The 24,239-nt window shown below is 68.8% G+C and carries 15 protein-coding genes; 8 read left to right on the plus strand and 7 right to left on the minus strand.

What is annotated here, in order from left to right; all coding sequences use genetic code 11:
- Positions 1 to 372 precede the first annotated feature (372 nt).
- From IBJ82_RS14490 to IBJ82_RS35200, 5 genes are all read left to right on the plus strand, one after another.
- A complete protein-coding gene (locus IBJ82_RS14490) occupies positions 373 to 3,297 on the plus strand; it encodes a DUF5691 domain-containing protein (RefSeq protein WP_194826453.1) in 2,925 nt (974 codons plus the stop codon).
- The gene (locus IBJ82_RS14495) at positions 3,294 to 4,394 is read left to right on the plus strand and encodes an AAA family ATPase (protein WP_194826454.1); all 1,101 of its coding nucleotides are present in this window, start codon (positions 3,294 to 3,296) and stop codon (positions 4,392 to 4,394) included. The genes IBJ82_RS14490 and IBJ82_RS14495 overlap by 4 nt, the downstream gene beginning before the upstream one ends.
- A 48-nt stretch (positions 4,395 to 4,442) precedes the next feature.
- Positions 4,443 to 6,977 carry a DUF5682 family protein gene (locus tag IBJ82_RS14500; RefSeq protein ID WP_228537131.1) on the plus strand — a complete coding sequence of 845 codons (2,535 nt, stop codon included), beginning with the start codon at positions 4,443 to 4,445 and terminating at the stop codon, positions 6,975 to 6,977.
- 46 nt (positions 6,978 to 7,023) lie between these two features.
- A complete protein-coding gene (locus IBJ82_RS14505) occupies positions 7,024 to 8,187 on the plus strand; it encodes a VWA domain-containing protein (protein WP_194826455.1) in 1,164 nt (387 codons plus the stop codon).
- A gap of 76 nt (positions 8,188 to 8,263) precedes the next feature.
- Positions 8,264 to 10,567 (plus strand): ADP-ribosylglycohydrolase family protein, encoded by a 2,304-nt coding sequence (locus IBJ82_RS35200; protein ID WP_305082278.1) that lies wholly within the window; start codon positions 8,264 to 8,266, stop codon positions 10,565 to 10,567.
- Between the two features lie 68 nt (positions 10,568 to 10,635).
- Here IBJ82_RS35200 and IBJ82_RS14520 read toward each other — a convergent pair whose 3' ends face one another.
- From IBJ82_RS14520 to IBJ82_RS14545, 6 genes are all read right to left on the minus strand, one after another.
- The gene (locus IBJ82_RS14520; protein WP_228537132.1) at positions 10,636 to 13,167 is read right to left on the minus strand and encodes an ABC transporter permease; all 2,532 of its coding nucleotides are present in this window, start codon (positions 13,165 to 13,167) and stop codon (positions 10,636 to 10,638) included.
- Positions 13,164 to 13,940: an ABC transporter ATP-binding protein gene (locus tag IBJ82_RS14525; RefSeq protein WP_228537133.1), complete on the minus strand. Its 777-nt coding sequence runs from the start codon at positions 13,938 to 13,940 to the stop codon at positions 13,164 to 13,166. Before IBJ82_RS14525 ends, IBJ82_RS14520 begins: the two co-directional genes overlap by 4 nt.
- Positions 13,941 to 14,014: 74 nt before the next feature.
- Positions 14,015 to 14,929, minus strand: a complete 915-nt coding sequence (locus IBJ82_RS14530; protein WP_194826456.1) for a hydroxymethylglutaryl-CoA lyase — start codon at positions 14,927 to 14,929, stop codon at positions 14,015 to 14,017.
- A 163-nt stretch (positions 14,930 to 15,092) separates the two neighbouring features.
- On the minus strand, positions 15,093 to 16,304 hold the full coding sequence (locus tag IBJ82_RS14535) for a CaiB/BaiF CoA-transferase family protein (protein WP_194826457.1): 1,212 nt from the start codon (positions 16,302 to 16,304) through the stop codon (positions 15,093 to 15,095).
- Between the two features lie 67 nt (positions 16,305 to 16,371).
- Entirely contained in the window at positions 16,372 to 17,301 is a 930-nt protein-coding gene (locus tag IBJ82_RS14540) for a TauD/TfdA family dioxygenase (protein WP_194826458.1), read from the minus strand.
- A 102-nt stretch (positions 17,302 to 17,403) separates the two neighbouring features.
- Positions 17,404 to 18,174, minus strand: coding sequence for a deoxyribonuclease IV (locus IBJ82_RS14545; protein WP_194826459.1), 771 nt, complete (start codon positions 18,172 to 18,174; stop codon positions 17,404 to 17,406).
- A gap of 117 nt (positions 18,175 to 18,291) precedes the next feature.
- Here IBJ82_RS14545 and IBJ82_RS14550 point away from each other — a divergent pair, with 117 nt between their 5' ends.
- The 3 genes from IBJ82_RS14550 to IBJ82_RS14560 all read left to right on the plus strand — a co-directional run bounded on the left by IBJ82_RS14550 (position 18,292) and on the right by IBJ82_RS14560 (position 23,377).
- Entirely contained in the window at positions 18,292 to 19,464 is a 1,173-nt protein-coding gene (locus IBJ82_RS14550; RefSeq protein ID WP_194826460.1) for a serine/threonine-protein kinase, read from the plus strand.
- A gap of 137 nt (positions 19,465 to 19,601) precedes the next feature.
- Entirely contained in the window at positions 19,602 to 21,464 is a 1,863-nt protein-coding gene (locus IBJ82_RS14555) for a serine/threonine-protein kinase (RefSeq protein WP_194826461.1), read from the plus strand.
- A complete protein-coding gene (locus IBJ82_RS14560) occupies positions 21,440 to 23,377 on the plus strand; it encodes a protein kinase (protein WP_370585306.1) in 1,938 nt (645 codons plus the stop codon). The genes IBJ82_RS14555 and IBJ82_RS14560 overlap by 25 nt, the downstream gene beginning before the upstream one ends.
- On the opposite strand, the gene IBJ82_RS35360 is transcribed toward IBJ82_RS14560, so the two are convergent.
- Positions 23,374 to 24,201, minus strand: a complete 828-nt coding sequence (locus tag IBJ82_RS35360; RefSeq protein ID WP_194826462.1) for a GNAT family N-acetyltransferase — start codon at positions 24,199 to 24,201, stop codon at positions 23,374 to 23,376. The two genes, IBJ82_RS14560 and IBJ82_RS35360, sit on opposite strands and share 4 nt — an antisense overlap.
- Positions 24,202 to 24,239 lie beyond the last annotated feature (38 nt).

Below are 24,239 nucleotides of genomic sequence, written 5' to 3' on the forward strand. Positions count from 1 at the left end.
CAACGCCGCGATCCTGATAGAAACGCTACCCGATCGCCGGAAGTTCGCCCAGGGGATGCGCAGGCCTCAGCGAATCTGCCCGCGGGAGTGGAATGGCCATCGCGGCGCCACGGCGGGACCTCGATGTCCACCCCTCGCCCACCCCGGCGGGCAGCTCGATGAGGTGTTCACACCCGCGTTACGCTGCGTCGAGCAGCGCGGGCGGTCCGGTCGGTGCCGAACAGGTCAGAATACGAGATATCTCAGTTCATAGCAACAGCTGGAGCGCGAAATTGCCACAGCGCCAGCATTTTCCACCGGCCTCGCCGCCGACACCGCTAGTTGTCGGTGGGTTGCGGTAGATATTCGGCGAACAGAGAACGGGGGAATCCGATGACCGAGCAACGCACGCCGTGGACCGAGGACCAGGTCCGCGCGCTCGCGCCCGACACGAGCTCGCTGGCTGCCGCACGCAAGCTGGCCGGTCGCTGGCGCGAGACCGGCACCGCCGGGAACGCGGTGTGGGGGCTGTGTCAGGGCAGTGGAGCCAAGCCGTATCAGGCGATCGTCGACCTGGACGGGCCCGCGTACAAGTGTTCGTGCCCGAGCCGCAAGTTCCCCTGTAAGCACACACTGTCGTTGTTGCTCACGTGGTCGAGCGGCCAGGCGCCCGTGCGGGATGCCCCCGCCGATTTCGCGGCCGAGTGGCTGGCGGGGCGCGCCGCGAAAGCGGCCGCACCACCCAAGGCCAAGGCCGCGAACACGCCGTCGCAGGCTTCCGTCGAGCAGCGGCGGACCCGCGTCACCGCCGGGCTCACCGAACTGGAGGTCTGGCTGACCGACCAGATCCGGACCGGACTGGCTCAGACCGACCGTTCGTTCGCCGCGTACGAGGCGATCGCGGCACGGATGGTCGATGCCCAGGCGCCTCGTATCGCCGAGACCCTGCGCAGATTGCCCACCGCGGTCGTCACCACCGAGCACTGGCCCGAACTGCTGTTGCGCGAGTACGCCCGCCTGCACCTGCTGGTGCTGGCCCATCGCAGGCTCGATGCCCTGCCCGACCCGCTGCAAGCGGGAATTCGCACCCACGTCGGCTACCCGACCTCGGCCGAGTCGGTGCTGACCGAGCCGGCCGTCCGGGATCGCTGGCTGGTACTCGGCATGCGGACCAGCGAGGAAGAACGTCTGCACACCCGTCGTACCTGGCTGCGCGGTCGCAGTAGCGGACGTTGGGCCCTGCTCATCGAACATTCTTTCGCCACGCCGAATTTCACCGGCGAGGTGCCCGCGCCCGGCAGCGAGGTGGACGCCGAACTGCACTATTACCCCGGCGCGGCATCCTTGCGCGCGCAGTGGGGCACCCGCCACGGCGTACCCGAACCCTTCACGACCGTCCCCGCTGTCGGAGGCACCACGATCGACGACGCGTTGGACGCCTACGCCGGCGCATTGAGCGATGATCCGTGGTTGCGCTCCTGGCCCGCGCTGCTCACCGAGGTCGTGCCGGTGCTCGACGAGAACGGTTGGCAGCTCGTCGCTACCGACGGCACCGCGCTGCCACTGCAGGCGGGCGTCCGCCCGTGGCGGCTGATCGCCGTCGCGGGTGGTCACCCGGTGACGGTGTGCGGCGAGTGGCGAGCCGACGGCTTCGACCCGATCTCGGTTCTCAGCGCGGGCGAGGTGCACGACCTGGAAACCGAATTCCCCACGGAGACCACCCCCACCCCCGCGCTGGCCGAACTCGTCTCGGTAGCGCTGCTCGGCACCGCCCGCCGCAGTGCCGACGGCGTCCACCTCGACTCCGCGGTCGCCACCGCGGTACCGCAGCACGCGGGCGAACCAGCCACCAGGCTGCTCCACACCGCCGCCTTGCAAGACCTGTACCTGCGCGGCGGACAGCTCCCCCGCTCCGCGGCGAAACCCGAACCCGCCGTGGATGATCCACGCCCGCTGCTCCCCCGACCTGCCGCCGACCGTCTCAGCCGCCTGCTCGCGGACAAGTCCCCGTTCCTTACCGAATGGTTCACCGCGGCAGCGCCTTTCGACTTCCGGCTCCCCGATATTCTGTGCGTCCAGGCGCTCTCCGCTGCCTCCGACACCACGCTGCGCGCACCGCTGCTGCGCCTGGCAGGCCGCCGCGGACGCTGGCTCGCCACCCGCAACCCGGCCTGGGCGAAGCTGGCCGAGGAGTTCCCTGTCGATGCGTCCACCTCGCTTTCCGGCACCACCGGCACCGACCCGAGCAGCACCGCCGACTCCGAGCCGGAAGCGCCCGCTGCCCACGATGTCTGGTTGTTCGGCACATCCGGCGAACGAAAGGACTGGTTCGCGCGTACTCGCCGGACGGATCACGCCGCCGCACTGACCGTGCTGACCGCGGCGTGGTCGAAGGAGTCGGGGCCGGTCAAGGCCGAACTGCTGGCGTTGCTCGAGGACGGGCTGAGTTCGGCCGACGAAGCACTGCTCGAGCGGGCCCTCGACGATCGGCGCGGCGATGTCCGGCGCACCGCGACGACGCTGCTGAACAAGCTCCCGGACGCCGCTTTCGGGCAACGGATGGCAGCCCTGGTGGCGTCGTGGATTCGGGTGGACAACGAGGGCACCGTCGAAGTGACGGTGCCTGCGGAACTCGACGCGCAGGCACGGCGCGACGGCATCACCGACGCGACCGATCAGGCGAAACTGCGCTGGGATACCCCTGATTCGACGATCACGACCCTGCACCAGGCGATCGCCGCGACTCCGCTCACCGCGTGGGCGCCGATCGTGCGCTCCACCGGCGAGAACACCGCAGCCACCGCGCTGACCCTGGCACTGCCGCCTCGCTATGCCAAGGCGATCGTGGACGGCTGGGTCGATGCCACGCTCGCCCAGCGCGATACCGCTTGGGCGCGTGCACTGTTCGCCCACGCGACGCCGACCGAGCAGGCGGTGCTGCGGCGTCGCGAACTGTTCACCCTGCTCGAGGCCGCCGACCGGATCGAGCACGTGCTCGATCTCGACGCGCACCAACTCAACGAACTGCACGCGATCCTGCCCGGCCTCGATCACCCATGGCCGCAACCCGTGGCCGCCCATGTGCTGCGTCTGTTCGGCGAGCGCGCCCGCACCACCGCGCGTCAGCCGCATGCCAGCGCGGGCGTGTACACCGACAGGGCGCTGCTCACCGCGGCGAGCGTCCACCTACCTGTCGAGCTTGCCTCGCGTGTCACCGCGCTCGCCGACACCACCGAAGACCCCGCCTGGCAACAGGCATTCCACCGACTCGCGCACGATCTCACCGATCGCGCCACCATGCTCGAGGAGCTGCGATGACCACCACCGAACCGTCGACCACCCTGCTGCGTCCCCACGCCGAACAAGCCTTCGCCGACGAGTTGGCCGCCCTGAGCCGCGTCGACGTCCGCGTGCGTCCGCCGTCCTGGAAACTGTCGCCGTGGGCGGTGGTCACCTATGTCCTCGGTGGCACCCTGGACGACGGCACCGTGATCACGCCCAAGTACGTCGGCCCGCGCAGGCTGATGGAGGTGGCGGTCGCCACCCTCGCCACCGACCGCGCGCTGCTGCTGCTCGGCGTACCCGGCACCGCCAAAACTTGGGTGTCGGAACACCTCGCGGCCGCGATCAGCGGGGAGTCGACGCTGCTCGTGCAGGGCACCTCCGGCACCGCGGAAGAAGCGATCCGCTACGGCTGGAACTACGCCCGCCTGCTCGCCGAGGGACCCAGCGATGCCGCTCTGGTCGCATCGCCGGTGATGACCGCCATGCGCACCGGCGCCATCGCCCGCATCGAAGAGCTCACCCGCATTCCCTCAGATGTGCAGGACGCGCTGATCACCATCCTGTCCGAGAAGACCCTGCCCGTTCCCGAGCTCGGCGGAGAAGTGCAGGCGGCCAAGGGTTTCAACGTCATCGCCACCGCCAACGACCGCGACCGCGGCGTGAACGATCTTTCCTCCGCGCTGCGCCGCCGCTTCAACACCGTGGTGTTGCCGCTGCCCGCCGACGAGGACTCCGAGGTCGCCATCGTCAGCCGTCGCGTCGAACAACTCGGCGCCGCACTGGAATTGCCGACCGTGCCCGCCGCCGCCGAGGAGGTCCGCCGCGTGGTGCGGGTCTTCCGCGAACTGCGCTCCGGCATCACCGCCGACGGCCGCACCAAACTCAAATCCCCCTCGGGCACCCTGTCCACCGCCGAGGCGATCTCGGTGATCACCAACGGCCTCGCCCTGTCCGCCCACTTCGGCGACGGCGTCCTGCGCGCCTCCGATATCGCGGGCGCCGTGCTCGGATCGGTGATCAAAGACCCGGTGGCCGACACCGTGATCTGGACCGAATACCTCGAGGCCGTCGTCCGGGAACGGCCGGACTGGGCCGACTTCTACCGGGCCTGCCGCGAAATCGCCGGCTGACACCCACCGCCGGGGAGGACGGAACACACCGCACACATGGGGTTTTCGATGAGTCAAGGCAAGAAGGCGACCAGCCAGGCCACCGGTGAAGCCACACCGGGCGATGCCGATATCCGCAGGAGTACGAACGCGGGCAATGTCGTCGAGACGCAGGAGGGCACCGCGAGCGCGGAGGCCGGTGTGGGTTCGGTGGATGATCCCGCAGTGGACGCGGCAGTGGTGACGCGGGTGTTCGGCATCCGCCACCACGGGCCGGGATCGGCGCGCTCATTGCGCCACGCACTCGAAGAGTTCAGGCCCGACGCCATTCTCATCGAAGGTCCCGCCGACGCTGATCCGCTCGTGGGGTTCGTCGCCGCCGACACGATGAGCCCACCGGTCGCGTTGCTCGCCTATGTCCCGGATTCGCCTGCCCGCGCTGCCTTCTGGCCGTTCGCGGTGTTCTCCCCGGAGTGGCAGGCGATGCGCTACGGCGTCGACCACGCCGTGCCCGTCCGCTTCTGCGACCTCCCGGCCGCGAATGTCCTCGCCGCCGACGACGATGCTCGCGGCGGCGGTTCCGACCCACTCGCCGCGCTCGCCTCCGCCGCCGGCTACGACGATGCCGAACGCTGGTGGGACGCGGTCGTCGAATCCGTCCCCGACAGCGCTGCTTTCGACGCGATCACCGAAGCGATGGGCGCCCTGCGAGAGGATGCCACCCAACACGACGCGGCCGAAACCACACCGCACCAGGTGGAGGTGACAGCACCGGCCGGCCCATCGGCACAGCCAGAGCCCGCAGCCGACGCCGGGACAGCATCGGCTCCCGATCTGTCGGACATGCCATCGGTGCCGATTGAATTCGGCCTCCCCGCGTCGGGCGATGACCCTGCCACCGCACGGCTCTTGGTCGATCAGCACACCTTGCGGCGTGAGGCGCATATGCGGCAGGTGATGCGACATGTACTCAAGGGCGGGGCGAAGAGACTGGCCGTGGTGTGCGGCGCGTGGCATGCGCCCGCGCTGGTCGGACCGCTCGGCCCTGCCGCGCCGGATATGCGACTGCTCAAGGGATTACCGAAGACGAAGGCGGCGCTCACCTGGGTGCCGTGGACGCATTCGCGACTGGCGGCGGGGTCGGGGTACGGGGCGGGTGTCACCTCGCCCGGCTGGTACCACCATCTGTTCACCGAGACCGAGCGGCCGGTGGCGCGCTGGCTCACCAAGGTCGCGGGGGTCCTGCGCAGGCACGATCTGCCGGTGTCGAGCGCGCACATCATCGAGGCGGTGCGGCTGGCCGACACCCTCGCCGCGTTGCGCGGTCGGCCGCTGGCGGGATTGTCCGAGGTCACCGAGGCCGTGCGGTCGGTGATGTGTGGCGGCGACGAGACCATGCTGCGGCTGGTGATCGACGAACTCGTCGTCGGCGAGACGCTCGGCGGGGTCCCGGAGGACACCCCGACGGTCCCTTTGGCGGCCGATCTGCGGGCGCGCTGTAAAACTCTGCGGCTCAAGCAGGAAGCGCTTGCCCGCACCATCGATCTGGACCTGCGCAAGGAACGCGACGTCGAACGTTCGCATCTGCTGCACCGGCTGCGGCTGCTCGGCATCGGCTGGGGCACTCCGACCACCGGCGAGGTCCGCAGCACCGGCACCTTCCGTGAGACCTGGACCCTGCGCTGGGAACCGGAATTCGAAGTCCGCATCGTCGAGGCGGCGGTGTGGGGCACAACCCTGCGCACTGCCGCGGAGACGAAGATTCTCGACACCGCGAGCCGCGACGACGTCACCGTCACCGCCCTCGCCGACGCACTGGAAATGGCCCTGCTCGCCGACCTCGGCGGTGCCACCGAGGGTTTGATCACCAGGCTCGAAGCCGCCGCCGCCCTCGATCACGACGTCACCCACCTGCTCGGCGCCCTGCCCGGCCTGACCCGCACACTGCGCTACGGCGATGTCCGCGGCACCGACACCAAGGCACTCGCCCACGTCGCCGACGGCCTGCTGGTGCGGATCTGCGCGGGCCTGCCCGGCGCCGTCACCGGACTCGACACCGATGCCGCGCAGGCCCTGCGCACCCAGATAGACGCCGCGCACACCGCCATCAGCACCCGAGACGACGAGCACGCCACCACCGAGTGGCTGGCGACCCTGCAGCGCATCGCCGATCGCGACGATGTGCACGGCGCGATCGGCGGCCGCGCGGTGCGCCTGCTCTGCGACGCCGAACGCATCGACGACGCCGACTCCGCCCGCCGCCTGGCAGCCGCGCTGTCCATCGGCAACACCCCCGCCGCCAAAGCGGCGTGGATCGACGGCTTCCTCGGCGGCCGGGGCCTGCTGCTGGTGCACGACCGAGAGCTGTTGCGCCGCATCGACGAATGGCTCCGCGACCTCAACGAAGACCAGTTCGTCGCCACTCTCCCGCTGCTGCGCCGCACCTTCGGTTCCTTCGAATCCGGCGAACGCCGAGCCATCAGCCAGGCACTGCGAGACACCGGCTCGGCACCGACCGTCACCCCTGCCGCGACCGCGACAGATCCGGTCCGCGGTCGACTGGCCCTGCGCGCTGCCGCCGCCATCCTCGGCGCCGCCGGATGACCACGGTGGACTTTCCCCTCTCTCGCTCGATCACCAGGAGCACCCCTTGACCGAACCCGACGAATCTCACTCGCGCCGTTGGCGTCTCGTGCTCGGCACCGCGGCCGAGGAACAACTCGGCGGCCTGTCCTCCGGCGCCGACCAGGCGATGGACCAGGCACTCGCCGCCCTCTACAACACCGGTGACGGCGGCGGGTCGACGAAACGATCAGGCGGACTGGGCAGTTCGGCGCCCCGAGTAGCCCGCTGGCTCGGCGACATCCGTTCCTACTTCCCCGCGACCGTGGTCGAGGTGATGCAGCGCGATGCCGTGGACCGACTCAACCTCACCCAGCTGCTGCTGGAGCCCGAGCTGCTGGAATCGGTCGAGCCCGATGTTCATCTGGTCGGCACCCTGCTCGGCCTCAACCGGGTGATGCCCGAAACCACCAAGGCCACCGCGCGAATGGTCGTGGAGAAGGTGGTGCGCGAGATCGAGCAACGCATCGCCGCCAAGACCGTGGCCGCCGTTTCGGGCGCGATCAACCGGGCCGCCCGGACCCATCGCCCGAAGCTGCGCGACATCGATTTCAATCGGACCATCCGCAAGAATCTCGCCAACTACCTGCCCGAACACCGCACCATCGTGCCCGAACGGCTCGTCGGTTACGGCCGCAAGTCGCAGTCGATCCAGCGCGATGTGGTCCTGGCCATCGACCAATCCGGTTCGATGGCGGCCAGCGTCGTCTACGCCTCGGTCTTCGGTGCGGTCCTCGCCTCCATGCGGTCGCTGAAGACCTCGCTGGTCGTGTTCGACACCGAGATCGTCGACCTCACCGACCAGCTCAGCGACCCGGTCGACGTCCTGTTCGGCACCCAGCTCGGCGGTGGCACCGATATCAATCGCGCCATCGCCTACTCGCAAACGCTGATCACCCGCCCCACCGACAGCCTGTTCGTGCTCATCTCCGACCTCTACGAAGGCGGCGTGCGCAACGAGATGCTGCGCCGCTGCAACGCGATGAAGGAAGCGGGTGTCCAGGTGGTCGTGCTGCTCGCCCTCTCCGACGAAGGCGCACCCGCCTACGACCACGACAACGCGGCAGCACTGGCAGCCCTCGGCATCCCCGCTTTCGCCTGCACCCCGGACAAATTCCCCGACCTGCTCGCCACCGCCCTCGACCGCGGCGACATCACCCGCTGGGCCGACACCAACGCCCCGGCGGTGTAACGCGGGAGACCAGAAGCGCATCGCGTCCGGGCCAACTAGGCTGCGAACGATCGGGTTCGGTGAACGGGGTGAGGCGATGTTGCGGCGCGGGGCGGTGTTCGCCGGTTTCGTCATCGAGCGTGAGCTGGGGCGCGGCGGGATGGGCGCGGTGTACGCGGCACGGGACCGCAGGCTGCCACGGCTGACCGCGTTGAAACTGATGCACCGTGACCTGTTCGCCGACTTCGAGATCCGAGCCAGGTTCGAACGCGAAGCCGACCTCGTGGCCCAGCTCGATCACCCCAACATCATCACCGTCTACGACCGTGGCGTCGACGAGGAACGTCTCTGGATATCGATGCAGTTCGTGGACGGCGTCGATGCGTCGACGGTTCCGGTGCAGCAGTTCGGCAGCGAGCGGATCGCCCAGATCGTCACCCAGACCGCGAGCGCCCTCGACTATGCCCACCGCCAGGGCGTTCTGCACCGCGACGTGAAGCCCGCCAACATCCTGTTGTCGCATACCGCGGGCGTCGGCGCGGGCTTCGACGAACGAGTCGTGTTGACCGACTTCGGCATCGCGAAACTCCTCGACGACACGGGCGGGCTCACCCGCACCGGCCAGTTCACCGCCACCATCGCCTACGCCTCCCCCGAACAACTCAGCAGTGCCCCACTCGACGGTCGCGGCGACCAATACTCCCTGGCCTGCACGGTATTCCGCCTCCTCACCGGCACCGGCCCCTTCGACGCGCCCAACCCCGCCACCGTCATGCTCGGCCACCTCAACGCCCCGCCACCCGCGGCCAGCACCCGCCGCGCCACCCTCCCCACCGCGGTGGACGCGGTCCTGTCCAAGGCCATGGCCAAAGACCCCGCCCACCGCTTCCCCACCTGCACGGCCTTCGCTACCGCCCTCGCGCAGGCACTGCGCCACCCCGCACCCGCGCGAACCACTGCCCCACCCACCGTCTATCCCACGGGCACCGCATCGGCGCGCGAGTCGACGTCATCTGCTGCACGCCCGCAGACCTCCACCGCCGAGGCCGCACCGCGCGAAGGCGCGAGTCAGCTGAGCGCTGCTCGGCGGCAAGACCCGACGATTGTTCGCCACACCTCAGCCGAGCCCGAAAGCCGCTCGCCCCGTGCGACTGGTGACTCGGCCGCACCGCGCCCTCCGACGGGCACCGTATCGCGAGACCAGTGGCGCTCCGCGGTTCGAAACGGCGAGCCGGGGAACGCCGCGCGCACAGCGACGGGCGCGACGATGTGGATGCAGCGCCTGAACGGTTGCCTGCTCGGGGGCGCAATCGGCGATGGCCTCGGCGCCCCCGTGGAGACCCGTTCGCTGCAACAGATCCGTGCCGAGTACGGCCCCGGCGGTGTGACCGACATCGACCCGCTGCGCATCTCCGAAGAGACCCAGTTGACAGCGTTCACCGTCGAAGCGCTGATCCGAGGCTCGGTGCGGGCCCGGGCAAAGGGCATCGGCGGGGCGACGATGGGTCTGCTCCAGCAGGGCCTGCTCGTGTGGTTACGCGGACAGGTCGCCGAAATGCCCGACCAGCCGTCCGCGATGCACAGCTCGCTCAGCGACCACCCCGAGCTGATCGAGCAACGCGGCGTGGCCAATTCGGTCTACACCGCGCTACGCCACGCGGCGCAACGGCGCGAGCCGACCAACCCACTCGGCACCCGCGACCAGCCGATCAATCACTCCAAGGGCAGCGGTGCGGTGATGCGCGCCGCACCGTGCGGATTCGGTTACGCCGCAGACCGTTCCGGTGCGGCGACCGACGCCGTCTTCGAACTGGGTTGTGACGCTGCCGCACTCACCCACGGCCATCCCAGCGGCTGGCTGCCCGCGGGCACCCTGTCCGCACTGATCTATCAGCTCACGCGCGGCGCCGATCTCGCCACCGCACTCTCCCGCGCGCGGGTCGAGCTCGCGAGCTACCCCGAGCACCAGGAAACCTCGGCCGCGCTCAATGCCGCACACCGGCTGGCCGCGCGCATCGAACGCGAAAGGCGCTATCCCACACCGGAAGACGTCGAAACCCTCGGCCAGGGCTGGATCGGCCCCGAAGCCCTGTCGATCGCTGTCTTCGCCGCCCTCGCCGCCGAAGGTCTCGGCGGCACACCCCACGACATCGTCCGCACCGGACTTCTGCTGTCGGTCAACCATTCCGGTGACAGCGACGCCACCGGCTCGATCGCGGGCAGTCTGCTCGGCGCCCGCTACGGCCGCAACGCCCTATCCCGCCGCTGGCTCGACACCGTCGACGCCCGTGCCGTTCTCGAACGCCTAGCCGCCGACTACTCCACCGAATTCGGCCTGACCCCACCGGCCGACAGCCACGGCCAGCCGACCGACGACTGGTACAACCGCTACCCGGCGTGAGCGCCGCCCACTGACACAGTTCGACCCCCGGCGTGCAATCGCACCGGGGGTCGAAGTACCTGTAGCGCTTACAGATCCGCGATAGCCGCCAACGGAGGCGTCCGCGCGGCCCGCACACCCGGCCACACCGCGGCCAGCACGCCGACCACTGCGGACGCGACCAGCACGATCACCAGCTGCGACCAGGGGATGGTGATCTGGTCGATGCCCATATCGCGCAGCGTGCGCAGGAATCCGACGCCGAGCGCGATGCCGAGCACCAGCCCGACGATCGCGCCGAAGATGGCGATCAGCATGGACTCCAGGTAGATGGTGCGCCGCACCTGCGCACGCTGGGTGCCGACCGCGCGCAGCATGCCGATCTCACGCCGACGCTCCACCACCGACAGCGCCAGGGTGTTGATGATGCCGAGCACCGCGATCACCACGGCCAGCGCGAGCAGCCCGTAGAGGATGGCGAGCAGGGTGTTGATCTGCTGGCCCTGTGCCCCCTTGAACTGTTCGTGATCCTGCACCTGCACCACCACGAACGGTTCGGTGGCCTTCTCCAGATTCGTCCGCATCGCGGTCAGGTCGGTGCCCGGCGCGGTTTTGACCAGCACGAAGACATTGGTGCGCAGGCTCTGCGGCATCAACTGCTCGTAGATGCCCGGATCGACCACCATGGGGCCGAGCAGCGGTGAGTCGGCGTAGACGCCCGCGATCGTGAGCTCGATCTGCTTCTTGTCGAGGCTGGTGATGGCGACCTTGTCGCCGACTTTCCACCCACGTTCGCCCGCCTCGGTCTCATCGATGAGCGCGCCACCGGCGGGGATCGTGCTCGTGCCGCTGGTCATGTCGATGTCCATCACCGGGTCGATCGGACCGTCCAGTGAGGTGGCGCCGATCTGATCGCCGCCGATCTCGAACGCGACGATCCGGATCCCGGTGACATCGCTGACCCCGGGTACCTCGGTGCGCACGGCGTCGACCGCACCGATCGGCACACCGATCATCTGCGGACCGGCGAGCACGTACTCGGCCCGCACGCCCTTGTCGATGAGCACGCCGACACTGGTCTTCGCCGAAGCGCCCAGAATGCCGATCGCCGAGACCAGCATCAGGCCGAGCGTGAGCGCGAACGCGGTGGCCGCCGTGCGACGCGGGTTGCGCGTGGCGTTGTTGCGTGCCATCTGCCCGATCGCGCCGAACGGCCTGGTGAGCACCCCGAGCACGAGCACCATCGGCCGCGACAACGCCGGCGCCGCCAACAGCACCGCCAGAATCAACCCGAGCGCGCCGACACCGACGGTCACCGCCGAGCCCTTGCCGGTGCCCTGCGCACCGACAGAGACGAGCACGCCACCGACAACGGCCATGACCGCGCCGATAATCGTTCGCAGCCGCAAAGAGTCACCGGCACTGGCGAATTCGGAACGCATCGCCTCCACCGGCGGTACCTTCGCGGCCCGTCGAGCAGGGGCGTAGGCGCTGGCCACGGTGACGAGCAGGCCGACGAGCAGCGCGACGATCGCGGTACGCGGCAGCACCGTCAGCGAACCGGTGGGCAGTCCCAGATCGAAGGCGTTGAGCAACGCCGACAACCCGTACGCCAACCCGATACCGGCGGCCAGCCCGAGCAGGCTGCCGATCAACCCGATCACGATGGCCTCACCGACCACCGACCGCCCGACCTGTTGGCGGCTCGCCCCGATCGCGCGCAGCAACGCGAGTTCGCGCAGACGCTGGGCCACGATCATCGAGAAGGTGTTGTAGATGATGAACGTGCCGACGATCAGCGCGATCGCGCCGAAGGCGAGCAGGAAGTAGTTGATGAAGGTAAGCGCCTCGGAGATCTCCTTCTTCATGTCCTCGCGGACCTCGTCGGAGTTCTGCACTTTGTAGTTGGGCAGCCCGGCGGCGAGCTGGTCGCGCAGGTCGTCGGCCGAAATGCCGGGAGCCGCGGCGATATCGGCGTAGGCGACGTGTGAGCCGTCGGTGAACAGTTTGCGGCCCTGCGGTTCGGTGAACATCACCGCGACCACACCGCCGCCCTCGGCACCCGGCATCTCGTAGATGCCGGACAGGGTCACCTCGAAGGGGTCGCCCCTGGACGGAATCAGCACCTTGGCCTTGTCGCCGACCTTCAGCCCGGCCTTCTCGGCGCCACCGACATTGAGCGCGATCTCGTTCGTCTGGGTGGGCGGGGCGCCCGAAACGAACTTGTCGGGCTCCTCGACGGCCTTTTCCGGCGGCAGGTAGGACAGACCGAAACTCGGTGCGCCGCCGGTCTGGACGGCCTTCTTACCGTCGGTTTCGAGCAGCACGACCGGGCCGTTCACGGCGGGAGCGACCCGCGCGACACCCTCGGTCTTGGCCAGCGCGTCGACGATATTCGTCGGCAGACCCAGTGATTGGCGGTCGGCGGGGCCGACGCGCACGTCCACACCCTGGGCCTGGCCCTCGAAGATGCCGTCGAAGGTGCGCTGCAACGTGTCGGTGAAAACGAACGATCCGGAGATGAAGGCGGTGCCGAGCACCACCGACAGCAGGGTCAACGCCAACCGCACCTTGTGCGCGGCGAGGTTACGCAAGGCGACCTTGCGCATCGGTGAGCTCATCGGGTTTCCAGCGCCTTCATCCGGTCGAGGATCGAATCCTGGGTCGGGTCACGTAGCTCGTCGACGATGCGACCGTCGGCGAGGAACACGACACGGTCGGAGTAGGCGGCCGCACGGGGGTCGTGGGTGACGATCACGACGGTCTGGCCGAACTCGTCGACCGAGGCCCGCAGGATCGAGAGCACCTCGCCCGAGGAGTGCGAGTCCAGGTTGCCGGTCGGCTCGTCACCGAAGATGATCTCGGGCTTGCCCACCAGCGCCCGCGCACACGCCACGCGCTGCTGCTGGCCACCGGACAGCTCGGACGGCCGGTGTTCGAGGCGGTCGCCGAGGCCGAGGCGCTTGACCACGGTGTCGAGCCACTCCTGGTCGGGCTTGCGACCCGCGATATCGAGCGGCAGGGTGATGTTCTCCAGCGCGGTGAGCGTCGGAACCAGATTGAACGCCTGGAAGACGAACCCGATCCGGTCGCGCCGCAGGGCCGTCATCTGCTTGTCGGACAGGCCGGTGAGCGCGGTGTCTCCGATGCGTACCTCGCCCGTGCTGGCGCTGTCGAGCCCGGCCAGGCAGTGCATCAGCGTGGACTTGCCCGAGCCCGATGGACCCATGATCGCGGTGAATTCGCCCTTCGCGAAGTCAGCCGACACCCCGTCCAGGGCCTTGACCTGTGTATCTCCCGATCCGTACAGCTTGACCAGATCGAGCGCGGCGGCCGCGATATCGGTGGCGGCCGCCGCATCGACGGCCTCGGTCCCCATGGCGTGCGATGTCATGCTGTCCAGTCTGGCTGTCGACTGTGAACCGCGCCATCGGGGATCCCCCCGATACCGCAGGTCTCAGCGACCTCTCAGTGAACGACCCACTCGAACGCCGCAGCCCTGGAACGCGCGCCTTCCAGGGTCCGAGAGCGGTTGGGTTCGCCGAGATCGGCGAGCAGCTCCTCGGTGAGCCCGACCAGGCTCGCCAGCGACGCGGGGGTGAACCAGTCCGGGCGGGTGGCGAAGAGGATGTCTTCGGTGGCGGTGTTGCCGCTGGCGCCGGGGGCGAAGGGGCAGCCGCCGAGGCCGCCCAACGCGCCGTCGACCATGGTGGCGCCCGCGGCGACGGCGGCGAGGGTGTTGGCCACGCCCATGCCCCAGGTGTCGTGCCCGTGGAAGACGATGCGGCGTGGCGGGGTGGTATCGCGGACGGCGATGACCAGTGCGCTCACCTCGCCGGGGTGGGCTTGGCCGAGGGTGTCGGCGAGGACGATGTCGGCCGCGCCGTCGGTGCGCGGGTCGTTCGCGATGGCGAGGACGCGGGCCGGGTCGACGGGTCCGTCGAACGGGCAGGTGAAGGTGGTGGCCAGGCACAACTGGATCTCGCCGCCCGCCTCGTGGGCGAGGCGGATCGCGTCGGGCATCGCGGCCACCGAGGTCTCGGTATCGCGGCCGATATTGGCCGAGTTGTGCGCGTCGGACACCGAGAAGCAGTACTGGAAATTGCGCGCACCGGCCGCGGCCGCCTTCTCGACGTGGCGCGGCGTGGCCACCCACACCCAGCATTTCGCCAGCTCATCCGGGGTCAGCGCCGCGATCAACTCGAGCGAGTTGGCCATCGGCGCGACGAGATCGGGCCGCGCCATCGAACCGATCTCGAGTGCGGGCACACCGGCGGCGAGCAGCCTGCGCACCACGTCGACCTTCTGCTCGACGGGCAGCACCTTGCCGGTGAGCTGCAAGCCGTCGCGCAGCGTCACGTCCCGCAACAGCGGTGCTGTCATCGTCGCTGCTCGGGTTCCTGCGCCGGCACACACATCACGCCACCGCACGGTTTGTCGCCCACGCTGGCCGGGGTGGGGTGCACCGTCGGACGCACATGACCCGGACCGCGCGGCTCCCACTTGTTGCGCACCGGCGGGCGACGCCTGCCGTGTACTCGCCTCGTCACAGTGCCTCCAGCGCGTCGATCTGATCTTCACTCATCCCGAGCAGCCCGCCGAGCACTTCTCTGGTGTGCTCGCCGAGGTCGGGGCCGACATTGCGGATCGGCAGCGATGCGCCCCCGATCACCGGGACGATGCCACCGAAACCCACCTGTTTGGGTTCGGCCTCGCCCACGTCGACGGGGAACATCTGGATCATATTGCGTGCGCGGTACTGCTCGTCGGCCACGATGTCGGCGGCGGTGTAGATCGGGCCGCACGGGATGGCGGCGTCGTCGAGCATTTTCAGCGCTTCGGCGCGGGTGTGCTGGATCGACCATTCCGCGATCGAGGCGTCGAGGCGTTCGCGGTGCCGCCAGCGGCCGTTGTTGTCGGCCAGTTCCGGGTCGACGGCCAGGTCGGGGCGGCCGATGACCTCCATGTACCGCTGGAAGATGGCGTCGCCGTTGCCGCCGATGATGATGGAGAAACCGTCGCTGGTCGGGTAGGCGTTCGACGGTGCGATGCCTTCCATCCGGCCGCCGACGCGCTCGCGATTGATGCCGTAGGCGAGGTGGTCGGGGATCAACGATTCCATCACCGACAGGATCGACTCGTTGAGCGCGACGTCGATGATCCGCTCCACCTGCGGCACCGGACCGGCGACCCGTTCGCGCTGGAACAGCGCCATCACCGTCCCGAACGCGGCATAGATGCCCGCGATCGAATCACCGATCGACACCCCGGTACGCACCGGCGGCCGATCGGGATCGCCGACCAGCTCACGCAGGCCACCGACTGCCTCGGCGACCGCGGCGAATCCCGGCCGCGCGGCCATCGGACCGGTCTGTCCGTACGCCGAGATCCGCGTGATCACCAGCGTCGGATTCGCTTCCTCGAGCACGTCGGGCCCGAGCCCCCACTTCTCGAGCATCCCCGGCCGGAAGTTCTCCAGCAGCACATCGCACTGTTTCACCAGGTCGAGCACGATCGCACGCCCCGCCTCGGTGCGCAGATCGAGCACGATCGACTTCTTGTTGCGATTGACGGTGCGATACAACATCGAGGTATCGCCGCCGTACAACCGCCAGTTGCGCAATTCGTCGCCCGTACCGGGGCGCTCCACCTTGATCACCTCGGCGCCGAAATCGCCCAGAATACGTCCGGCAGTAGGAGCGGCAACATAGTTACCGAGTTCCAGGACGCGAACACCGTCCAACGGCCGAATACTCATGGCTGCAGTATCGCAGTGCGACCCCCGGTGACGCCGGGCACATGCGGCCCGGCGTCGAACCGATAGCTCAGCTCGCGAGGAGTTCCACTTCCTCGATGATGGAGTAGTCCTCGGCGTTGCCCTTCAACACCGTGCTGGTCTGCCCGTCGACACCGACCGGGATATCGCCGGCGAGGGTGATGCGGGTGAGCCGACGCGGCTGGTCGTCGTAGTCGTCGATGGCGTAGTGCTGGGTAGCGCGGTTGTCCCAGATCGCGACGTCGCCCTCGGACCAGTTCCAGCGGGTGGTGTTCTCCAAGCGGATGACCCGATCCTGGAGCAACCGGAACAGCTGGTCCGACTCCCGGGCCGGAATCCCGACGAACTGCTTCACGAAGTGGCCGAGCAGCAGCGAGCGCTCGCCGGTTTCGGGGTGCACCCGCACCACGGGGTGTTCGGTCTCGTACACATCGGACTGGAACTCCGCCGAGTACTTGACCTGCGAAGGCCGGACCTTGTCGACCGCCCCGGCGTAGTCGTAGAGGTTGGTGTGCACCGCGCGCAGGTTCTCGGCCAGCACCTTCAGCGGTGCGGGCAACGAGTTGTACGCCGCGACCGTGGAAGCCCAGGTGGTCGAGCCGCCGTAGGTGGGTAGGTACTCGGCGCGCAGGATCGACGCCTTCGGCACCCGGTCGACGAACGTCACGTCGGTGTGCCAGGAGTTGGCGCGGCTTCGCTCGGAGTCGATGGCCAGGCTCTTCACACCGGCGGACTTCACCGTCGGGTGCGGGGTGGTCGGGCTGCCGAGCAGCTCCGCGAATTCGTACTGGCCGTCCTCGGTGAGATGCTGCTGACCGCGGAAGAAGATCACCTTGTGCTCGTTGAGCGCACGACGGATCGTCGCTACGGTCGCCGCGTCCAGGTCGCCGCCGAGACGGACACCATCGATCTGCGCGCCGATGTGGGCGCCGAGCTTGGTCACCGTCAGGGTGGGTCGGGTGGCAGTGTCGACCGTCATGGGGGTCACCTTCAATTCGTTCTCGATCGGTTTGCTGTGTACTCAGCACACCGCGAAAACGCCGCCGTAGACAGGTTTTATCTCGGAGTGATCGGAACGGGCTCAGCCCAGGTTCTCGCGCAGGTAGGCCAGGTCCTCGGCGACCCCGTCGGCCGGGGTTTCCAAGATGACCGGCGCACCGGCCGTGCGGCAGACCTCGGCCAGCAGTTGCGGGTCGATGGTGCCGTCGGCGAAATTGGCGTGCCGGTCGGCGCCGGAATCGAACTCGTCGCGCGAGGAGTTCAGGTGCACCAGGTCGATCCGTCCGGTGATGGCCTTGATCCGTTCGACCACACCGACCAATTCCTCACCGCCTGCCCATGCGTGACAGGTGTCGAGACAGAAGCCCGCACCGTAGTCGCCGACCGCGTCCCACAACCGCGCGATCGAATCGAAATGCCGTGCCATCGCGTGATTGCCACCGGCGGTGTTCTCGATCAGGATCGGCACGGCGAATCCGCCCTTGTCCTGCTGACGTTCGAACAGCTTGCGCCAGTTGTCGATTCCGGTGTCGAGCTCGGCATCGGAGCGCACGTGTCCGCCGTGCACCACCAGCCCGAACGCACCGAGATCGGCCGCGGCCTTCGCCTGCTGGGCCACCGCGTTGCGCGAGGGCATCCGCAGCCGGTTGTTCAGGCTGGCCACGTTGATCTGATAGGACGAGTGCACCACGACATCGATCGGACTGGCCAGGATCTCGGCGGCCTTCGGGTGCGGCTGCGGCTTGTCCCAGCTCTGCGGATCGACCACGAACATCTGGACGACCTCGGCGCCGAGCTTCTCCCCGAAGCCGATCGGATCGCTCTCGTCGCGAACGTGTGCTCCAATGCGCATAGATCCCACCCTAATATCAGGCACCGACAACTTCGGCCGATGTTGCACCTCGGTGGCTTCCGGAGATACATCGGTAGAATTCGGGCGGGTGCTCTGCCCTGGAGGGGGTGACTTCGCGTGTTGCGCAAAGGCGACGTATTCGCCGGGTACACGATCCGGCGCGTGCTCGGCCAGGGTGGCATGGGCGTGGTCTACCTGGCCCGGCACCCGCGGCTGCCTCGGCTGACCGCACTGAAACTGCTCAGCACCGCGCTGTCCGCCGACGAGGAGATCCGCCGCCGCTTCGAACGCGAAGCCGATCTGGTCGCCCAGCTCGAGCACCCCAATATCGTCAATGTCTACGACCGCGGCAACGATGACGATCAGCTCTGGATCTCCATGCAGTTCGTGGCGGGCACCGATGTGGCGACCGCCGACGTGAACGTGCTGACGCCGGGCCGCGCGGTACAGATCGTCGCCGAGACCGCCACCGCACTGGACTTCGCGCACGCGAGCGGGGTGCTGCACCGCGATGTGAAACCGGCGAACATCCTGCTCGCCAAGCCACCGATCGGGCGCCCGGAGCGCGTGGTGCTCACCGATTTCGGCATCGCGGCGGTGCGTGACAGCGAGACCACCCTGGCCTCGGCGGGCACGATCACCGCCACCCTGGCCTATGCCGCGCCCGAGCACCTGTCCGGGGCGCCGCTGGATCATCGCGCCGATCAGTATTCGCTGGCCTGCACGCTGTTCTGGATGCTGACGGGCTCGGTGCCGTTCCCCGGACCGAGTCCGGGCGCGGTGATCCAGGCGCACATGAGCAAACCCATTCCGCCGCTGCGCAGTCTGCGCCCCGACCTGCCCGCGACGCTGGACGCGGTGCTGGCAAGGGCCACCGCCAAGCGGGTCGAATCCCGTTTCGCCAGCTGCGCCGAGTTCGCCAAGGCGGCCAAGGCCGCGCTGTTCGCGGTGCCGGGGCCGTGGCATCACCAGCAGCAGTACACCGCGGCGGGTGTGGTGCTGCGCGCCCGCGACCCGTACCCGCAGGCACCGGGATATCCCCGGCCCCACACCCCGGCGCAGCCCTACCGCAACGCACCGCCGCCGACCACCCCCGCGCAGCCGCACCCGCACGCGCACACCCCGCCGACCACTCCCGCGCAGCCGCACCCGCATGCGCCGCGGCCGTCGACGGGCGGGTCGGCGCTGCCACCGCGACGCGGAACCGCGCGCCCCGGCACCATCGATTTCCCTGGTGGCCGTAACCATCCCGGCTATATCGTGCCGCCTCAGCAGCGGCGTCCGCCGTGATCGTGGCGGCCTTCGGCGCCCTCGCCGACTGATAAGGTTTTGTTGATTTTCCCGTGGCGGGCAACCCCGGCTGCGGCTTTTATGCTGTACGCGCGTGCGCTGGTGGGTCCCGGCGCGCGGCGGGAAGTGGAGCAGACATGCTGGCCAACGGAGATATTTTCGCCGGCTACGTCATCGAACGGCAGCTGGGTCGCGGTGGCATGGGTTCGGTCTACCTAGCCAAGCACCCTCGCCTGCCGCGGATGACGGCGCTGAAGCTGCTCAACCGCGAGATGTTCTTCGACGCCGAGGTGCGGGCGCGATTCGAGCGGGAAGCCGATCTCGTTTCGCGCCTTGATCATCCGAACATTGTCACCGTCTACGACCGCGGGCACGACGACGAACAGCTGTGGATCTCCATGCAGTTCATCGACGGCGTCGACGCGGCCTCGGTGGATCCGCAGACGCTGCCGCCCGCCCGCGCGCTACAGATCGTGAAGGAAACCGCCGACGCGCTGGACTACGCGCACGGCATGGGCGTGCTGCACCGCGACGTGAAACCGGCCAACATCCTGCTGGCCCGCTCTGGCGCGGGCCGTGGCGAACGGGTCTACCTCACCGACTTCGGCATCGCCCGATTGCGCGACGACACCGGCAATCTCACCCAGACGGGTACCTTCACCGCGACGCTCGCCTACGCCTCGCCCGAGCAACTCACCGGCGCCTCGCTCGATCACCGTTCCGACCAGTATTCCCTTGCCTGCACACTGTTCTGGCTGTTCACCGGTTCGGGGCCGTTCGCGGCGACCAACCCCGCCGCGGTGATCCAGGGTCACCTCCAGCAACCGCCGCCGTCGTTGAGCAAGGTGCGGCCCGGGCTCTCCTATGCGCTGGACGGCGTACTCGCCAAGGCGATGGCCAAGCGGCCCGATGACCGGTTCGACTCCTGTTCGGACTTCGCCGAAGCCGCGATCGAGGCGTTGAACAGTCCGAGCGCGCCCGCGATCCCGATCGTCGGTGCACGTCCGGGTACCGGTGGGGCACACCCGATCGCCGGGCGACCCACGACAGGGGGCGCGATTCCCCAGACCGGTCTGCCGTATCCCGTTGCCACACAGGGTCCGATGACCGGCGGGCAAATGGGCACCGCCCACGGCCCCATGACCGGCGGCCAGATGGGCACGGCCCAGGGCCCGATGACCGGCGGTCCGATGGGCACCGCCCACGGTCCGACGACCGGCGGCCAGATGGGCACCGCCCACAGCCCGATGACCGGCGCTCCGAGGGGCACCCAGCGGCCGATGAACCAGTCGCCGACCGGTGCTCCGCAGAATCCCTACAGCCAGCAATCGCGCCCGCAGTACCAGTCCGCGCCGCGGCCGCAAGCCAGTGGTTTCACCCAGTACCCGCAGGGTTCGCGACCGCCGTCGAAGTCGAACACCGGGCTGATCATCGGCATCATCGTCGCGGTGATCCTGGTGATCGTGCTGCTGATCGGCATCGGCATCGCGGCCAGCGGCGACGACGCGGGCAGCGACCGCACGACGACGACATCGGCGGCCAACCACATCACCCCGAGCGCCGAGGCCATCAGCGCCGAATTCGGCCGGATCGTGCCGGCCACGGTCGACGATTCCACCGGGTACAACGGCGCCACCTGCTGGGAGACCAGCAACAGCGATCCGCCCTCACCCGCGGAGGGCGAACCCGATTTCGGCGCCTGGGTCCACCTGTGGAGTTGCTTCGGCGGCGGCGACAGCGACGACCCGTTCTACCGGATCTACGCCTTCGACTCGGCCGCCGACGCCAAGTCGGTGCTCGACGGTCTGCCGACCAACACCAAGTCCACCGACTACAACGGCGGCAAGCAGTACACCAACTACAAGTACACCGACAACGGGAACAAGATCATCACGCAGTTCACCGGCGAGCCCGACCGCGCCCAGTTCCTGATGTACACCGACGGCTACGGCACGGCCGACGAGGTGCTGCGTTGGTGGCGTTCGGCCCCGCTGAACTGATGTCGACGCACGACGAGGGCGGCGTTTTCGCCGGCTATACGATCGAACGACTGCTGGGCCGTGGCGGGATGGGCTCGGTGTATCTGGCGCGCCACCCTCGGCTGCCACGGCGCACCGCGATGAAGCTGCTCAACCGAGAGCTGTTCTTCGACAACGAGATCAAGGCCAGGTTCGAACGCGAGGCCGATCTCGTGGCGCAGCTCGAGCACCCGAATATCGTCACCGTGTACGACCGTGGCGTCGAGAACGATCAGCTGTGGATCTCGATGCGCTACATCGACGGTTCCGACGCGTCGTCGCTGTCCTCGCCCGTCGACCCGGCCCGCGCGGTCCGCATCGTCGCCGAAACCGCGGCGGCACTGGACTTCGCGCACAGCCGAGGTGTGCTGCACCGCGACGTGAAACCCGCCAACATCCTGATCGAACCGGTCGACAGCACCGAACGCGTCTACCTCACCGATTTCGGCATCGCCCGCCTGCACGACGACAGCGCCGCCAAGCTCACCCAAACCGGCACCTTCACGGCCACACTGGCTTTCGCCTCCCCCGAACAACTCTCCGGCATCACCCTCGACGGCCGTGCCGACCAGTACTCCTTGGCCTGCACGCTTTTCCGGCTCCTCACCGGAAGCACCCCCTTCGATGCCACCAATCCCGTCGCGGTGATCCAGGGCCATCTCCAGCAACCCCCTCCTCGAGCGAGCGCCCTCCGATCGGGCATCACCCCCGCGCTGGACGCGGTCATCGCCCGAGGCATGGCCAAGCGCCCCGAGGAACGCTTCGCCACCTGCGCCGAATTCGCCGCTGCCGCACAGCGGGCCTTGGCCGGTCACGCTGCCCCGCAGCAGGTTCACGGCTCGCCCGCGACGAGGACCTATCCGCCGAACTCGCCCTATACCCCGGGCGGCGGTTACCCGATTGCCGGGCACAGCGACCCGAATTCGCCTGGTGGACAGACGCCGTGGCCGAGCACAACCGGCCCCGATCAACCGTGGGCCACGAGCGGCCCTCCCGCGGGTTACCCACAGTGGGGAGCGAACTCCGCCCCGAGCACCGGTCAGCCGTGGCAGGCGCAGCCCCCTTCGTGGCCCGGCGGGTCGTCTCCGTACCCTGCGGGCGCGCCGAACGCCCTCGCTCAGCGTCCCCGCGACGCCGGGAGTTCCAGGCAGACGGGCGGGCGCGCGTCGGTCGCCGAGGAGTACCTCGGCAAGAAACGGAAGTCACGCTGGGAGGGCTCGCCGATCGGCTGGCTGGCGATCATCGCCGGCATCGTCTTCCTCGGCTGGATCCTCATGAAGACAGTGGGCGATGACGGCGACGCCGCCGCATCAGGCCCACCCGGTCTCGAAACCTCGGCGGTCGCACCGTCTTCCGCGGGCACGACCACGTCCGCGCCCCAGCGCCTGACGTCGACTCCACCGCCGACCAGCGACCGCCAGGTCATCGGCGCCAACGCGGCAAAGCTCAGCGACGAGTTCCCCCGCATGCTGCCCTCCACCTCGGCGAGCAACCTCGTCCATGCCGGTTCGGGTCTGGGCAACGCGGGCTGCTTCGCCTACGACCGCGCGACCGCCAGTCGCGATGCCGACGACGCGGACATGGGCGACTGGTCTGTCATGTGGCATTGCTTCGGCGGCGGCAACAAGGCCATCTACGAATTTTTCCTCTACCCCTCCGCGAGCGAGGCCGCGCAAGCGATCGCCGGCCTGCCCGCCAATGATGCGCGCCCCACGACGCACACCGGCCACACCTACACGAACTTCGTGCTGGACGACAGCCAGCCGAAGTCACCGCGCATGGTCACTCGCTTCGACGGCGACTCCGGCCGCGACAGCATGCTCATGTACAGCCGCGGCTTCATCGCCGACGAGGCGCAGGTGCTCGCTTGGTGGCACTCCGCCCCGCTCGTCTAGTTCGTCAACGCGTAGTGCACGAAGTCGCGCACCGGCTCGAAGCCGATGCGCTGGTAGATCTTGTTCGAGGTGGGATTGGCCAGATCGGTGAACAGGCAGGCATCGGCGCCCTCCGCGCGAATCCGGGCCGCGACCGTGGCGGTCAGCGCGCTCGCGAACCCGTTGCCCCGGAACCGCGGTGGCGTGTAGACCGGGCCGATCCTGGCCCAGCCGAGGACCGCCGCGTGCCGGGCGACCAGCGTGACAGGCTGACCGTCGTGCTCCCACAGCCACGAAGTTCCGGCCTCGATGCGCTTGCGCACCGCCGTCTCGTCGAGACGGTGTGGCACATCGGCTTCCACCGCGAATTCCTCGGTCATCGCGATGCAGACGGCCAGGTCGTCGACGGTGGCCTGCCGTGGCGCGCCGGGGGCCTCTGGCACCCGCAGGGCGCCGAGACGGAACAGCCGGACCGAGAACTTCTCGCCGTAGCTACCGCCGCCGGTCTTCGACCAGTGCGCCGCGAAGGCAGCGGCGTCGGCGTCGGCGCCCTCGACACTGCGCACCACGATGTCATGGGTCCCGAAGGCGTCGGCGAGGGTCGAAATGCTGTGTGCGGGCATCTCACCGAGGTAGACGGCGCCGTTCGTGCATTGCGCGAGGCCGACCACCGCACCCGCGTCGTCGCGGACGCTAACGAAGTGCGTCGCCATCCCGCCGGACCTGCCGTTGAGCCGGTTCACCAGGGCGGTCGCGATGACCGTATGGCGCAGTGGATCGCCGTGCAGGAACGGCGTCACGTCGTCCAGGAACCGGGCCGCGTCAGCGGTGATGTCGATGCGCACCGTATCGACGGTAAGCCGTCACACACGAGACCGCATTC

Origin of the sequence: Nocardia sp. XZ_19_231 (genome assembly GCF_015355705.1) — a bacterium.
In the GTDB taxonomy this organism is placed as follows: domain Bacteria; phylum Actinomycetota; class Actinomycetes; order Mycobacteriales; family Mycobacteriaceae; genus Nocardia; species Nocardia salmonicida.